Raw genomic sequence first — 14,040 nt, 5'->3', positions numbered from 1 at the left:
GTCTGCTGCTCGGCGGCGAGTTCACCGTCCTGGACTACCTGGTCTGGAACGAAATCCCGACGGTGCTCGGCAACCTCGTCGGCGGTCTGGTGTTCACGGCGCTGCCCCTCTATGTCACCCACGCTCGGACCAAGGCGCCGTCCAACACCGTCGGGAACCTCGAGCTTCCGCCCGGGGAAGATGTCGCACGCACCGAAACCGGAATCCGCCACTAGCGGGACTATCCCTTTGTGCCTCATCCGAGGGTAAGGCCGCTGCCTGTAGATGGCGATGTCTCACTGCGCAGACGAACGACTGAGGAGCCAACCGGGGCTTGCAAGGAAGTTCAGGCTCAAGAGGGTGTGCCGCCCAGGCACCCGGCACCGGATCACCGGACAGGTGTAGCGGGACCGTGGTAATCCATAGCTGAACTTGGCGGCTATTCGATCATGCTGTACTCCAAGCCCCTATGGGAACGATTTGGCTTGGAGGGGAATCCTTTGGGCAGGTGCGCTGTCGCAATAGTCGCCACGGAGAAAATTTTCACACCGATGCCTACTCGGCTCGGATCACAAACCCTGCTGGTCTGTAGGAGGGTGTTCGGCCACGCAGAAGAGGTTCCCCTCCCGATCAGCAAGGGTCGTCCACTGCACGTGCGGAAATTCGTCCAGGACGTCCCACCGGTGGGTGGCACCGAGGCTGAGAAGACGATCAACCTCGGCCTGTCGTGTCCCCCATGGGACGGTCAGGTCCAGGTGGAACGCCTGATGTTCGGGGCGAGGGCCGGTCATCGGCTGGAAGAACATTGCGAACCCTCCGGGGCCAGCAGATGGCAGGTAGACGCTGTCACTCCCGGATGATGGAATGGCGCCGGTAACGGATGCCCAAAATTCGGCAAGCGTGGCCGGATTCTGGGCCTCCAGATTGATCGCACCAAGGGTGATCTGATGAGTCGTCATGGCGGTAACGCTAGCAGGACCCCAGTCCATCAACATCCACGTGCACCAGCGGCCGACAAAGGCGAAGGCTGGACCAGTTTCGCGCAGGGTTTCGACAATGCTGCCGCTGAGGGCCTGTTCCAGGTCACGTTCGGCGGTTTCCTTCGGCAGTCCGAGGAATTCGAGGTTGTACGGGTCCCTGGACCAGTTCGGATTCAGGCACAGGCAAGGCACGGGTGAAGTTCTACGGGGCGCTGCCGCTGCGTTCGAGCGTACGTTTCGTGATGTCGTGCATCCGCACTGCCAGACCAGGGAACCGCATGAACCCCGGCATCATACTAGACGTCACTGATGAAAAGTTTCAGCAGCTTCTCAGCAGGCGTTGAGCGTGCATCACAAATAACCATTAAAGGCGCCGATAACAGCGCGTAGATTAGCGTCGGCTGAGTTCTACGATCTCGGCCAGTTCTGCCAGCCGGTGTGCCCGTGCGGATTCGGCCGGAGTGAAAGGGTTTCCGGGACGGGCGAAGATGATCGGTTGATCCCAGGCCGTGGGGATTTTGAGCAGCGTACCGTCCACCGCGTGTCGCTGGCCGGGGTTCTCTCCAGTTTCGGAGAGGATTTCAGCGGACAGTAGTTCGGCCACCGCCAGCGGCAGCTCCGAGGGGTTGCCGGCGATCCGCACGGCGAGGCTCAGCGCACTCGTCTGGCCGTCAGCCAGTGCGATGGGAGTAGTACGCATGGCGCGGGAGCTGCTTCCGCCGCCCGCAGCAAGGGCATCGAGCAGGTCCTGCTCGGTGAGCGCGGCCGGGCTGGCCAGAACGAACTCGTCGAGCACCCCGTCGCGCACCGGGTGGACGTGGATGCTGAGGATGTTGATATCCAGGCAGGACAAAGCGTGCGTGATCCGCTCAAGCGCTCCGGGACGGTCGGCCAGGGTTGTCCGTGTATGCCATAACGCCTGCGCGCTGTGCAGTTTCTTCCTCCGGTGCAGCGCAGGGGCATGAAGCCATCGGCGCAGCAGGCGCGATGCCGATGGCTCGGCAACCCAAATCACCAGGACAGTGGCGGTCATGGTGAGGATCAGGACCTTCACCAGATAAGACCAGTCAGTGTGGATGACCACGGCATGGACCAGTAGCTCGATCGGGAGCATGGCCGCCACGTTAGCCAGCGTCAACCGGGTCCGGGGCGGTTCGGGAAGTTGGCCACAGGAGTCGCAGGACAACTCGGCGTGGAAAGGGTTCAAGGCACCGTGTCTCATGCTTCAATGCTGGCCCTAACCTGTTTCACCCGCGTTGCGCCTACATCAAGAACCGGACACATATCCGTCACCGCCATGACCTGGAATACAGGCCCGAACTCCACGGCGCTTCCTGCCGCTGACAGATAACCCGGGACCGGTCAATCCACGGACAACTAATTGGGCCGTTCTGTCTGAAGCACCGATAACGGCGCATATGTTCTGATGTGTGGACCTTTACGAGCCGATAGCGTTAAACCTCTGCTTGCACGTTGACCCAGTTTCAGGGAGCAGGCCGGCGTCGTTGAGGTCGCCGACTTTGTGTGCTTTGACGAGGTTGGTGGAGCCGGCCACTCCGGGCGGGGATCCGGCGGCGATGACCACGAGTCCGCCGGGCTGCGCCAGGTTCTGCTCCAGCAACACGCGGTCCACCTGGCGGGTCATTTCGTCGGTGTGCACGGCTTCCTCGGCCAGCATCGGCTGGATGCCCCACACCAGCGCCAGCTGGTTTCGGACCTGCTCGGTGGGCGAGAAGGCCAGCACAGGGCAGGTGGGCCGGAGCCGGGAGAGCCGCCGGGCAGTATCGCCGGACTGGGTGAAGGCACAGATAGTGTTCGCCTCGAGCTGGGATGCGATCTCCACGGCTGCGCGGGTGATCGCGCCGGCACGCGTCCTGGGCTTGCTGCCCAGGGGCGGGATCCGGTCCAGGCCGTGCTCCTCGGTGGACTCGATGATACGAGCCATCGTCTGGACGGTCTCCACCGGGTAGGTGCCCACGCTGGTCTCGCCCGAGAGCATGACGGCGTCCGCGCCGTCGAGTACGGCGTTCGCGCAGTCGGAAGCCTCGGCGCGGGTAGGCCGCGGGTTCTCGATCATGGATTCGAGCACCTGGGTGGCGACGATGACGGGCTTCGCCCACCTGCGGGCCAGCTCGATGGCCCGCTTCTGGACCACGGGCACGTCTTCGAGGGGCAGCTCCACGCCCAGGTCGCCGCGGGCCACCATGATCGCGTCGAAGGCATCGATGATTTCCTCGAGCGCGTCCACGCCCTGCGGCTTTTCGATCTTCGCGATTACCGGGGCGCGGCGGCCTTCCTCGTCCATGATCTCGTGGACCCGGGTGATGTCATCAGCGCTGCGGACGAAGGACAGGGCGATGAAATCGGCGCCGCGGCGGAGGGCCCAGCGCAGGTCTTCTTCATCCTTTCTGCTCAGGGCCGGGACGTTGACGGCCACGCCGGGGAGGTTGATGCCCTTGTTGTTGGACACCGTGCCGGCCACGGTCACCTCGGTGACCACGTTGTTGGCTGTGACCTCAACTGCGCGCAAGGCGACCTTGCCGTCGTCGATGAGCAGGGTGTCTCCGGGGCGGACGTCCCGGGGCAGGTTCGTGTGGGTCGTCGAGCAGAGCTGCGCGGTGCCCTCAACGTCGTCCGTCGTGATGGTGAAGGTATCCCCGGCCGCGAGGGTATGCGGTCCGTCCGTGAACCGGCCGAGCCGGATCTTCGGGCCCTGCAGGTCCGCCATCATGGCGACGGTGCGGCCCAGCTCGGCCGCGGCCTTGCGGACGTTGATGTACGTGTTGTCGTGCACGGTGTAGTCACCGTGGCTCATGTTCATGCGGGCCACGTCCACACCGGCCTCGATGACCGCCAGAGTGTTGTCGTAGCTGGCTACCGCGGGGCCGAAGGTGGCCACGATCTTTGCTCGTCTCATGAAACCCTACCTAGCTGCTGTTGTTGGAGACGTTGCTGTGGTGGTTAGCGGGCTCAGCCGAAGAGCGTGACCGCTTCGTCATACCGGTGTTGGGGTACGGTCTTGAGCTTGCCGAGCGCGCTGGCGAAGTCGACGTAGGCGATATCTGTTCCATTGAGCGAGACCATCTCGCCCCAGCGTTCGCCGGCAACGGCATCCGTGGCCGCCATGCCCAGCCGGGTGGACAGGACCCGGTCGAAGGCGCTGGGAACGCCACCGCGCTGGATGTGGCCGAGCACGGTGGCACGGGTCTCGAACCCTGTGCAGGCCTCCAGCTCAGGCGCCAGCTGGTCCGCGATCCCGCCCAGCCGGGGCCGGCCGAAAGCGTCCAGCCCGCGTTCGGAATGCGGGCTTCCCTGGCCCTCCGGCACAAACCCTTCGGCCACCACTACCAAGGGGGCACGGCCGCGCTTGTGCGCGTCGGTGACCCACTCCGTGACCTGGTCCATCGAAACCTGCTGCTCCGGTATCAGGATCGCGTGGGCACCGGCCGCCATGCCGGCGTGCAGCGCGATCCAGCCCGTGTGCCGGCCCATCACCTCAGCGATCATGGTCCGGTGGTGCGATTCGCCGGTAGTGCGCAGCCGGTCGATCGCCTCCGTGGCGATCTGGACCGCGGTGTCGAACCCGAACGTGTAATCGGTGGCGTCGAGGTCATTGTCAACGGTCTTGGGCACGCCAACGATCTTCAGGCCCGCTTCCGTCAGGCGCTGCGCCGCGGCGAGCGTGCCCTCGCCGCCGATCGCGATCACGGCGTCGACCCCGAGCCGCTCCAGGTTCGCCGTGATGGCCTCGGGCCCGCCGTTGCCCTCGAACGGGTTGGTCCGCGAAGTGCCCAGGATGGTGCCGCCCTGCTTTGAAATACCGCGGACGCTGCTCCGTGGCAGCTCCATGACGTCGGCCTCGACGAGGCCGCGCCAGCCGTCACGGAAACCGACGAACTCCTGGCCGTGGACCTTGATGCCCTTCAGCACCGCCCCGCGGATGACCGCGTTGAGCCCGGGGCAGTCACCCCCGCTGGTCAGAATGCCGATCTTCACTCTCGCAACTCCTTCCGATGGGGTGCGCGGCAGGCCGGTCCCGTACCGGGGCGGCGGCTGCACCGGTTAGACAACTGAACGTGCCGGGGCAGGTTCGTAGCCCTGACCAGGCGAGTCCGGATGCTCCAGGCGCAGCCCGGTGATGGTGTCAAAGAGGTGCACGTGGCCGGGCATTGGCCGCACGTAGACGGTGTCGCCCTTCAGGGGCGGGCGGCGGCCGTCGATTCTGGCCACGAGGTCGTGGTGGCTGCCGTTCAGGGCAGTGCGGCCGTAGACGTAGCCGTCGGCACCGAGTTCCTCGACCACATCGACCTCTACGCGCAGGCCGTGGTTGTCGACGGTTGTTTCCAGGTCCTCCGGGCGTACGCCCAGCGTGACGGTCGTTCCGTGGGCCTGGCTGAGTACTGCGCGCGGCACCGGGTAGACGGTGCCCCCGAACAGCACACCGCCGTCTGTGACCGGCAGTTCGAGCAGGTTCATGGCCGGTGAGCCGATGAACCCGGCGACGAAGACGTTCGTGGGACGGTCGTAGAGATTTCGGGGGGTGTCGACCTGCTGCAGGATGCCGTCTTTGAGTACGGCGACACGGTCGCCCATGGTCATGGCTTCGACCTGGTCATGGGTGACGTAGACGGTGGTGACGCCGAGGCGCCGGGTCAGGGAAGCGATCTGGGTGCGGGTCTGGACGCGCAGTTTCGCGTCCAGGTTGGAGAGGGGTTCGTCCATCAGGAAGACCTGGGGGCTGCGGACGATGGCCCGGCCCATGGCTACGCGCTGGCGCTGGCCGCCGGAGAGTGCCTTCGGCTTGCGGTTCAGGTACTCCTCAAGGTCCAGCAGTTTGGCCGCCTCGCGGACGCGCTGGGCACGCTCCTCCTTGGGAATGCCCGCGATCTTCAGGGCGAAGCCCATGTTGTCCGCGACGGACATGTGCGGGTAGAGCGCGTAGTTCTGGAACACCATCGCGATGTCGCGGTCCTTGGGCGGCACGTCGGTGACGTCCCGGTCTCCGATGAGGATGCGTCCGGAGTTGACGTCTTCAAGGCCGGCGAGCATGCGCAGGGAGGTGGATTTTCCGCAGCCGGACGGGCCGACCAGGACGAGGAACTCGCCGTCGGCGATCTCCAGGTTGAGTCCGTCCACGGCCGCCCGGTCGGTGCCGGGGTAAAGGCGGGTTGTTTGGTCAAAAGTTACTGTTGCCATGGTTTTTGATTCCTTTTCACGGGCAGGTACGTGCCCGACGATCCGTAATGAGGGGAATAGCTATGGATTGGGTTGAAGCCTTCAGAGGCAGCCTCAGCAGGTTTGTTCTTCCCGGGATGGTGCAGTGATTTGCAGTGCTCCGAGTTCGTGTGCCCAGGGCGGATTTGCCCCTGCCCGGGAACAGGTGATGGCCGCTGCCCTGTTGGCGTAGCGGCCCAGAGAAAGCAGTGCATCCGAACTCAGATGCCTGAGCCGGTCGCGGCTGCCGGGTCCGAGGAAGTCCATTTGTGCCAGGCCCGAGAGCATGCCCGCCATGAAGGAGTCTCCCGCGCCGACGGTATCGGCGACGTGGACCGGTTCCGCCGGCAGGGTGACCGCAGTTTGCCGGGTGGCGAGCACCGGTCCTGCGGAGCCGCGGGTGACGGCGACCAACCCTGGACCGAGTTTGAGCCAGGCCGCTACCGTTTGTTCGATGGGTCTGGCCGGGTAGAGCCATTGGAGGTCTTCATTACTGGCCTTGACGATGTCGCTGGCGGCGACGAATTTCTCCGCCTGCCGGCGGGCACGGTCCACGTCCGGGCTGATGCTGGGGCGGCAGTTGGGGTCGTAGCTGACGCTTGCGTGTCCGCGGGCGGCAGCGATCAGGGCGTAGACGGTCTCAGTGCCTGATGGCAGTACGGCGGCGATGGATCCGGTATGGACGTGCTGCGAGTTCTCGACCGCGGACCGCGCAGGCAGCGTTGCTCCCGTAAGGTCCCACGTGATGTCAAAGTCATACTCTGCGGCTCCGGCTGCATCCAATGTTGCGCGGGCAACGCTGGTCGGCGAGGTGCCGCCGACGATTGGTTCCACGCCGTTTGCGCTCAGATGCGCAGCAATCGTGTCTCCGTGGTCGTCCTGCCCGTAATGGGTGACGAAGGTTGTGTCCATGGCAAGACGTGCACAGCCCACGGCAACGTTCAGCGGGCTGCCGCCGGGGAACACGGTTGCCGGACCACCACCGGCGTCGGCGAGGATGTCGACCAGGGATTCGCCCAGGACTGTCAGGCAGCCCGAACACGCGGAACTCTCTGCACCGGCGGGATGCTCCGTCGCAGGAGATGCTGCTTCCGTACGGGATGCCGACGCCTTCATTTCAGGATCTGGTTGGCTCATCGTTTCAGCGTCCCGGGTAGACAATCGCCTTGAGCTGATCCGGCTTGGTGCCGGCGTTGAGTGCGTCTTCGGCCTGGGCCAGGGTGAATTTCCCGGTTACCAGGGTGTCGAGGTCCACTTGGCCTTCGGCCACCAGCCGTATGGCCAGCGGCCAGGTATTGGCGTACCGGAAGACGCCGGAGAGCCAGATTTCGCGGTTCTGGATATACGACACGGGCAGCTCGACATCATCGGCGCCCATCCCCACCAGGATGACGCGCCCGGCGGGGCCGACCGCCATGATGCCGGACCTGACGGCCTGTGGTGCGCCGGAGGCGTCGATGAACGCATCGAGGCCGAGTCCGCTTAATGATTCCGTGGACGGATCGAGGCCATGTGTTGCCCCGTTCTCCAGGGCGAAGTCCCTGCGGGCGGCAGAGATGTCCGTTATATGGATTTCGGACGCTCCGAACGCGCGGGCGACCTGGGCGGTGATGATGCCGATGGGGCCGGCGCCGGCAATCAGTATTCGGCTGCCGGGCCGGATGCCGGCCCGCTGACAGGCCCAGATGCCGACGGAGAGCGGCTCGATGAGCGCGGCGGCTTCGTCGCTGACACTGTCCGGGATGTCGAACGCGAAGTCGCTTTGGATCCGCACGTACTCGGTGAATGCGCCGTCGATCGGTGGAGTGGCGTAGAACTCGATGTCCGGGCATAAGTTGTAGCGGCCGGCCTTGCATTGGGTGCAGGTTCGGCAGGGCCGCTGCGGTTCCACGGCTACCCTTTGGCCGATGCGGGCCGGGTCCACCCCGGCGCCTACTGCCGCGATGCGGCCGGAGAGCTCGTGTCCGAGGACGAGCGGGTGGTCGACAACGTAGTTGCCGATGCGCCCGTGCCGGTAGTAGTGCACGTCGCTGCCGCAGACGCCGACGGCGGCGACCTGTACCAGCACCTGATCGTCTTCGAGGGAGGGTACGTCCAGGGTCTCAAGCGCCATGTCGCCCTGCCGCCGCAGGACTGAAGCGCGCATGGTGGCAGGAGGCGCGGACTCATTGATGAAAGTGGACACGGTAATCCTTTGCACGGTGGGGTGAGCTACTTGACGGCGCCGAGGGAAAGGCCCTGAACGAGCTTGTCCTGGGCTGCGAAACCGGCGAAGAGTACCGGCAGGGAGATGATGACGGCTGCGGCGCAGACTTTGGCGAGGAAAAGTCCCTGGCTGCTGACGAAGCCGGTGAGGAAAACCGGCGCGGTGCCCGAGACGACGCCCGTCAGGACCCGTGCCAGTAGCAGTTCGTTCCAGCTGAAGATGAAGCAGATCAGCGCGGTGGCTGCGATTCCGGGCATCGCGACCGGCGCGACGACTTTTCGCAGGGTCAGCAGCAGGTTGGCCCCGTCGATCTGGGCGGCCTCGAGCATTTCGACCGGGACTTCAGCCAGGAATGAGCGCATCATCCAGACCGCAATGGGAAGGTTCATGGAGGTGTACATCAGGACCAGGAACCAGATGTTGTCCAGGGCACCGACGTTCTTGGCGAAAAGGTACAGCGGCAGCAGGGCCGCCACGACGGGCATCATCTTCGTGGAGAGGAAGAAGAACATCACGTCGGTCCACTTCTGCACGGGGCGGATGGACAGGGCGTAGGCGGCCGGGATGGCCAGCAGGAGCACGAGCACCGTGGAAAAGATGGATGCGGTGGCCGAGTTAATCATGTACGGCCAGGGGCTCACACCCGAGGCGGCGCCGAAGAATTCCTTGTAGGCATCCAGTGTCAGGTCCGCGGCGACGGAGGGCGGGTTGGTCGCCGCATCCGTCTCGGAGTGGAACGAGGTCAGGACCATCCACAGGACGGGTATGGCGAAAACCAGGGCGGCCAGCCAGGCAATCAGTCCGGCTGCCGTGTTGTTGCGCGTCGGGTCCAGGCGGGACTTGCGTCCGCGCCTGATGCCCGCGGGTTTGGGAGTGGCGGGGTTCAGGGCGGTCATCGTCCTTCCTCCTTCTTGAAGAGCGAGAATACGGTGCGCAGGGCGAAGATCGCCACGATGATCGTTCCTATGACTGTGACGACGCCGGCCGCGGACGCAACGCCGTATTCGTTGGCGAAGTAGAACGTCTGGTAGACCGCATACGGCAGGTTGGCTGTTCCCAGCCCTCCGGATGTCAGGGTGAAGACGGCGTCGAAGTTCTGCACGATGTAAATGGTTCCCAGCAGGCCGCCCAGCTCCAGGTACTGGCGCAGGTGCGGCAGGGTCAGGTAGCGGAAGACCTCGAAGCGGGAAGCCCCGTCCATCTGGGCGGCTTCAACGGTGTCCATCGGTCGTGACTGCAGCCCTGCAAGCAGAATGAGCATCATGAACGGGGTCCACTGCCAGATAAGGGAGACTTCCACTGCCAAAAGCGGTGCCTGGGAAAGGATGTCGGGCTGCGGCGGGTTACTGCTGCCGAACAGCGACCAGATCCAGGTCAGAGTCCCGTTGATCAATCCGTAGACGGGGTTGAGCAGGGCGTGCTTCCAGATGAGGGCCGCGGCCACGGGAACGATAAGAAAAGGTGCGATCAGGATCGTGCGGACCAGGCCCCGTCCGATGAATTTCTTATCGAGCAGCAGGGCCAGGCCAAGGCCCAGGACCAGGCTGGCGAGCACCACGGTGGCCGTCAGGAGGATCGTGGTGAAGATGGCCTGGCGCAAATCCGCATTGGTGAGGACCGCGGCGTAATTGCTCAGTCCGGCGAAGCTTGTCTGGTCCGGCCGCAGGCTGTTCCAGTTCAGCAGGGAAATCACCAGGGTCGCCACGAACGGCAGCTGGGTAACGACGATGAGGAATATAAGTGCGGGGAGCAGCGGCGCCCTGCGGGCCCAGGCCAGGGCGCGCTGGCGGGACCTGGTGTTCCTTTGGCGATCCGCGGGTGACCGGTCCGACCGGCGGGGTGCGGTTGCTAGTGCTGAATTCATGAGGCTCTCCTGCCGGTGGTGTTCCCGCTCCCTCGGGTAGCGGGAACACCGGCCGTCTGATGGGTCCTAGTTGCTCTTGTACTTGTCGCCGATTTTCTGGGCGGTTTGCTGGCCCTTGGCCAGAGCTTCATCTACGGATTTCTGGCCCGCGATCACGGCACTGATTTCCTGTGAGACGCTAGTGCCCAAATCCGCGAATTCGGGTATGCCGACGAACTGGATGCCCGGCGCGGGCCGCTCCTGCACTCCGGGGTTTTCCGGATCCGCGTTCTCGATCGCGGAGCGCTCGGCCTCGAAGAAGGGTGCGGCTTCCTGGAATTCCTTGTTCTCGTAAGTGGAGATCCGCTTGCCCGACGGGACCTTGGCCCAGCCCAGTTCGGAGGCGACGAGTTCTTCGTATTCCTTCGAGCTGGCCCAGGAGATGAACTCCCATGCCGCGTCCTGCTTCTTCGATGCTGCCTGCACGCCCCAGGACCAGGTCCACAGCCAGCCGGAGGAATCGGTTTCCTTCACCGGGGCCTGCACGTAGCCGATCTTGCCCTTCACGGGCGAGGACTCCGCTTCGAGAGCGCCGGCGGCTGCTGTCGCGTCGTACCACATGGCGACCTTGCCCTGGGACATGTTGTTCAGGCACTCGGTGTAACCGGCCTGTGCTGCGCCTGCCTGGCCGTGTTCCTTGACAAGCGTGGTGTAGAACTCGACGGCTTCCTTGAATTCCGGTGCGTCGACCTGCGCGTTCCAGTCCTTGTCGAACCAGGTTCCGCCGAAGGTATTGACCACAGTGGTCAGCGGCGCGAACACCTGGCCCCAGCCCGGCTGGCCCCGCAGGCAGATACCCTTCATTCCCGGTTCCGCGCCGTCGAGCTCGACTGCCAGGTCGGCTACCTCATCCCAGGTCGGCTTATCCGAAATCGTCAGTCCTTGGGCCTCGAAAACGTCCTGGCGGTACATCAGGAAGGAGGATTCGCCGTAGAACGGCTCACCATACAACTGTCCGTCCTCACCTGTCAGCGAGGCCGTGTAGGCGGGCATGATGTCGTCCTGGTCGAAGTCCGGGTCGGCCTCAACGTGGCTGTCCAGCGGAGCAAGCCAGCCATTGGCGGAGTAGAACGGAATCTCATAGTTGGACAGGGAAGCCACGTCATACTGGCCCGCCTGCGAGGAAAATTCCTGACTGATCTTGGCCCGCACGTCATTCTCCGGCAGAACCGTGTAGTTCACCTTGATGCCGGTTTCCTTGGTGAAGTTATCGGCCGTAAGGCGTTGCAGGTCTTCCATCTGGGGATTGTTGACCATGAGCACATTGATGCTCCCTGCATCTGCCGACCCGCCCCCGCCTCCGGCACCGGCGCAACCCGAGATCGCCAAAACTGCGCAGACGGCCCCAGCCGCGAGAGAAACGGCGCCTGTTTTTGAGCGCATGAAGGACTCCTTTGTTCTTTATCGGTACGCGTCGCGGCCCGTCGATAAACGGTGCGCAACAGAGATGCTGGGTTGGCCGGCGGTGCTACGGCAGCCGGCCTGATAGATCAAGAGTAGGCTGTGGGAAAGGTCACAACTAGCGTCACAAATTCCAATTTCCGATACTAATTTGCCTAGGTGCCTGTATAGCTTGGAACGTGCCAGGTTGTGTAGCTTTGCTCTAACCGAAACGAACCATAGGAGGAGGGGGAGGAAAGCAGGTGCCAGATCACGATGAAGCCCGCGACACAGCCGCAAGGCTGGCCGCGCGCTTACTGGGGTTGCAAGCGAACCGTGAAGTAATTCCAGCGGACCCGCATCACTCCGTACGCTGGCATGAGCATGACTACCCCAGCCCTCTGGCCCGATGGAACTACCATCCGGAATACGAGATCCATCTCATCAGGAAAGGGTCCGGCCGCTTCATCGTCGGTGACCACATCGGCACCTTCGAAGCCGGCCACGTCGCGCTTATAGGATCCGGACTTCCCCACGATTGGATAAGCGATCTCGAACCCGGAGAGGTCATCAGGAACCGCGACGCCGTCATCCAATTCGACGCCAACTGGGTGCAACAAAGTTCCGAGTTCCTGCCGGAAATGACCGAGGTCGCCAGCCTGCTGGAAGAGTCCGCCCGCGGACTGCAATTTCTGGGCGAAACCGCCGCAGCGGCCGCGGCATCAATCGAATCAATCGGTGTAAACCAAGGCGTTGCGCGCTTGCATCACCTGTTCGAACTATTCTCAATTCTTGCAAGGGCGCCTGCGACTGATCGCGTGTATTTGGCAGACGAATGGTTCATGCCTCAACTCGACGGTCAGGCCGCAGCCGTCATCGATATTGTGCTGGAATACGTATTCACCAACTACGCAGGCGAAGTGCGAATGTCGGAAGCAGCTGCCCTCGTCGGCATGTCGGAGCCGACCTTCTCCAAGTACTTCAAACGGGCAACCGGCCAAAACTTCAGCGATCTGGCCCGCAAGCTCCGAATCGCTCACGCGCGCAGACTGCTCGAACGCACCGATCTGCCCGTATCCTCAATCTGCTACGAGGCCGGATTCTCCAACCTATCCAACTTCAACCGTCATTTCCGCAACGACCTGGGAGTGACGCCGAGACAGTACCGGAGGAAATGGGAACAGAAGGGGGACCAGAGCTGATGAAAGAGGGCCAACTGGACGCCTCTGCCGTAACGGAGCTATTCCGCCGATAACAGCGCTTACGACCGTTACGGCACCAGCGTTGGCGGTAATGACGGCAGCCGTCCTACCCAGCCGGGCAAAACCGGCTCTTTACTGATAGCCCGGCTCGGCAGCCTCCAGGGCTTGTTGCCTCGGGCATCTGCACATAGGTTGATGACAGGCGGCGGGAACGGTGTGCGGATCAGGACACGCAAAGCAGGCCAAGAAGGAACGGTTACATGGCAACCGGCACAGTGAAATGGTTCAACTCCGAAAAAGGCTTCGGCTTCATCGCTAACGATGACGGCGGGCCAGACGTCTTCGCCCACTTCTCGGCCATCGCCGGTGGCGGTTACAAGTCCCTGGATGAAAACCAGAAGGTCGAATTCGAGGTCGCCCAGGGCCAAAAGGGCCCGCAGGCGGAGAACATCCGCCCGCTGTAGGGTCCGTGCCTCCAGCTGCAGACGTATAACGACTGCCGGACGTGATCAATTACCTGCTACTGGCGATGGGCGGGGTTTCAGCTTTTTTCAAGGTGGGGGCGCTAACGTACCAATTCCCTGCCTGTGAGTGGCGGGACGAGACGGGCCTGGCTAACATCTTCGTGGAAGACGGCCGGCCCGTTTCTGCGCCTGGTCCTCCCCGCTGTGGCCCCTGCATCTGGGGTGGCATGCGGGCTAGCGCACGGCGGGAGCATGTTGACAGGTGCTCCTATAAACGTTTCACTGGGAAGTACTGCCATGCCTGATCGTGGCCGGTTCTGGGGGAATCAAAATGGGGATCCAAAGAGCTCTTCGGGGAATAATGCTCCTTGCCGGGAGAAACGGATGCGGCGAGGGCATCTCCACTACTATTACCCGCCCGGCCGACGTGCCAACCGGTGTGGGTACAGACCGCGCCGAGGCTGACGAAAAGTGCGCCAGGGCAAGCCTTGTCGCTGATGAGTGGGACGGGACCATAACCCTTCTCTCACGACGGGTGTCAGCACCGGCGGAATAAAATGGCCAGGTTTTGCCGAAGCCGCGCGCAGCTCTGAAGGGACCCTTCCAAGCACGACGGCCGGTGTGCGGCTGTAGGGGCGACCTATGACGAATGGCCTGTTCCACGGAGCAGGACAAGCTCCGCCGCTCGGCCGAGCTCGGCTCAGCCAATCTC

12 protein-coding genes and 1 pseudogene are annotated in these 14,040 nt (G+C 63.6%); 3 read left to right on the top strand and 10 right to left on the bottom strand.

The genetic code is table 11. From position 1 onward, the window contains the following. Positions 1-215 (top strand): annotated as a pseudogene (locus tag AC3A4M_RS21005) (hypothetical protein); the annotation flags it as partial. Positions 216-548: 333 nt separating this feature from the next. Here AC3A4M_RS21005 and AC3A4M_RS21000 read toward each other — a convergent pair. From AC3A4M_RS21000 to AC3A4M_RS20955, 10 genes are all read right to left on the bottom strand, one after another. Next, positions 549-1,151 carry a VOC family protein gene (locus AC3A4M_RS21000; RefSeq protein WP_498738336.1) on the bottom strand — a complete coding sequence of 201 codons (603 nt, stop codon included), beginning with the start codon at positions 1,149-1,151 and terminating at the stop codon, positions 549-551. A gap of 199 nt (positions 1,152-1,350) precedes the next feature. Next, entirely contained in the window at positions 1,351-2,181 is an 831-nt protein-coding gene (locus AC3A4M_RS20995; protein ID WP_498738334.1) for an ACT domain-containing protein, read from the bottom strand. A gap of 216 nt (positions 2,182-2,397) precedes the next feature. Further along, the gene (pyk, locus tag AC3A4M_RS20990; protein WP_498738333.1) at positions 2,398-3,876 is read right to left on the bottom strand and encodes a pyruvate kinase; all 1,479 of its coding nucleotides are present in this window, start codon (positions 3,874-3,876) and stop codon (positions 2,398-2,400) included. Between the two features lie 53 nt (positions 3,877-3,929). Beyond that, positions 3,930-4,955 (bottom strand): ATP-dependent 6-phosphofructokinase, encoded by a 1,026-nt coding sequence (locus tag AC3A4M_RS20985; protein ID WP_498738332.1) that lies wholly within the window; start codon positions 4,953-4,955, stop codon positions 3,930-3,932. Between the two features lie 66 nt (positions 4,956-5,021). Next, positions 5,022-6,155, bottom strand: coding sequence for an ABC transporter ATP-binding protein (locus AC3A4M_RS20980; protein WP_498738331.1), 1,134 nt, complete (start codon positions 6,153-6,155; stop codon positions 5,022-5,024). Between the two features lie 93 nt (positions 6,156-6,248). Continuing rightward, a complete protein-coding gene (locus tag AC3A4M_RS20975) occupies positions 6,249-7,310 on the bottom strand; it encodes a carbohydrate kinase family protein (RefSeq protein ID WP_498738329.1) in 1,062 nt (353 codons plus the stop codon). 4 nt (positions 7,311-7,314) lie between these two features. Beyond that, the gene (locus AC3A4M_RS20970; protein ID WP_498738340.1) at positions 7,315-8,319 is read right to left on the bottom strand and encodes an NAD(P)-dependent alcohol dehydrogenase; all 1,005 of its coding nucleotides are present in this window, start codon (positions 8,317-8,319) and stop codon (positions 7,315-7,317) included. Positions 8,320-8,384: 65 nt separating this feature from the next. Next, on the bottom strand, positions 8,385-9,275 hold the full coding sequence (locus AC3A4M_RS20965; RefSeq protein WP_498738327.1) for a carbohydrate ABC transporter permease: 891 nt from the start codon (positions 9,273-9,275) through the stop codon (positions 8,385-8,387). Further along, positions 9,272-10,243: a carbohydrate ABC transporter permease gene (locus AC3A4M_RS20960; protein ID WP_498738325.1), complete on the bottom strand. Its 972-nt coding sequence runs from the start codon at positions 10,241-10,243 to the stop codon at positions 9,272-9,274. Before AC3A4M_RS20960 ends, AC3A4M_RS20965 begins: the two co-directional genes overlap by 4 nt. Positions 10,244-10,309: 66 nt before the next feature. After that, positions 10,310-11,665 carry an ABC transporter substrate-binding protein gene (locus tag AC3A4M_RS20955; RefSeq protein ID WP_498738323.1) on the bottom strand — a complete coding sequence of 452 codons (1,356 nt, stop codon included), beginning with the start codon at positions 11,663-11,665 and terminating at the stop codon, positions 10,310-10,312. A gap of 260 nt (positions 11,666-11,925) precedes the next feature. On the opposite strand from AC3A4M_RS20955, the gene AC3A4M_RS20950 reads away from it, so the two are divergent. Beyond that, entirely contained in the window at positions 11,926-12,864 is a 939-nt protein-coding gene (locus AC3A4M_RS20950) for a cupin domain-containing protein (protein WP_498738321.1), read from the top strand. A gap of 260 nt (positions 12,865-13,124) precedes the next feature. Then, complete coding sequence (locus AC3A4M_RS20945; RefSeq protein WP_498738320.1) at positions 13,125-13,328, top strand: cold-shock protein; 204 nt, start codon at positions 13,125-13,127, stop codon at positions 13,326-13,328. Positions 13,329-14,040: the final 712 nt, after the last annotated feature.

This window comes from Arthrobacter sp. Soil_C_60 (assembly GCF_057656375.1).
This window is presented reverse-complemented; position numbering and strand designations above follow the sequence as displayed.

What these genes read in the sequence shown, in the direction of transcription:
- AC3A4M_RS20995 (WP_498738334.1), bottom strand. Translation starts at nt 2,181, where the DNA reads ATGAGACACGGTGCCTTGAACCCTTTCCACGCCGAGTTGTCCTGCGAC.
- pyk (WP_498738333.1), bottom strand. Translation starts at nt 3,876, where the DNA reads ATGAGACGAGCAAAGATCGTGGCCACCTTCGGCCCCGCGGTAGCCAGC.
- AC3A4M_RS20980 (WP_498738331.1), bottom strand. Translation starts at nt 6,155, where the DNA reads ATGGCAACAGTAACTTTTGACCAAACAACCCGCCTTTACCCCGGCACC.
- AC3A4M_RS20975 (WP_498738329.1), bottom strand. Translation starts at nt 7,310, where the DNA reads ATGAGCCAACCAGATCCTGAAATGAAGGCGTCGGCATCCCGTACGGAA.
- AC3A4M_RS20970 (WP_498738340.1), bottom strand. Translation starts at nt 8,319, where the DNA reads ATGCGCGCTTCAGTCCTGCGGCGGCAGGGCGACATGGCGCTTGAGACC.
- AC3A4M_RS20965 (WP_498738327.1), bottom strand. Translation starts at nt 9,275, where the DNA reads ATGACCGCCCTGAACCCCGCCACTCCCAAACCCGCGGGCATCAGGCGC.
- AC3A4M_RS20960 (WP_498738325.1), bottom strand. Translation starts at nt 10,243, where the DNA reads ATGAATTCAGCACTAGCAACCGCACCCCGCCGGTCGGACCGGTCACCC.
- AC3A4M_RS20955 (WP_498738323.1), bottom strand. Translation starts at nt 11,665, where the DNA reads ATGCGCTCAAAAACAGGCGCCGTTTCTCTCGCGGCTGGGGCCGTCTGC.
- AC3A4M_RS20945 (WP_498738320.1), top strand. Translation starts at nt 13,125, where the DNA reads ATGGCAACCGGCACAGTGAAATGGTTCAACTCCGAAAAAGGCTTCGGC.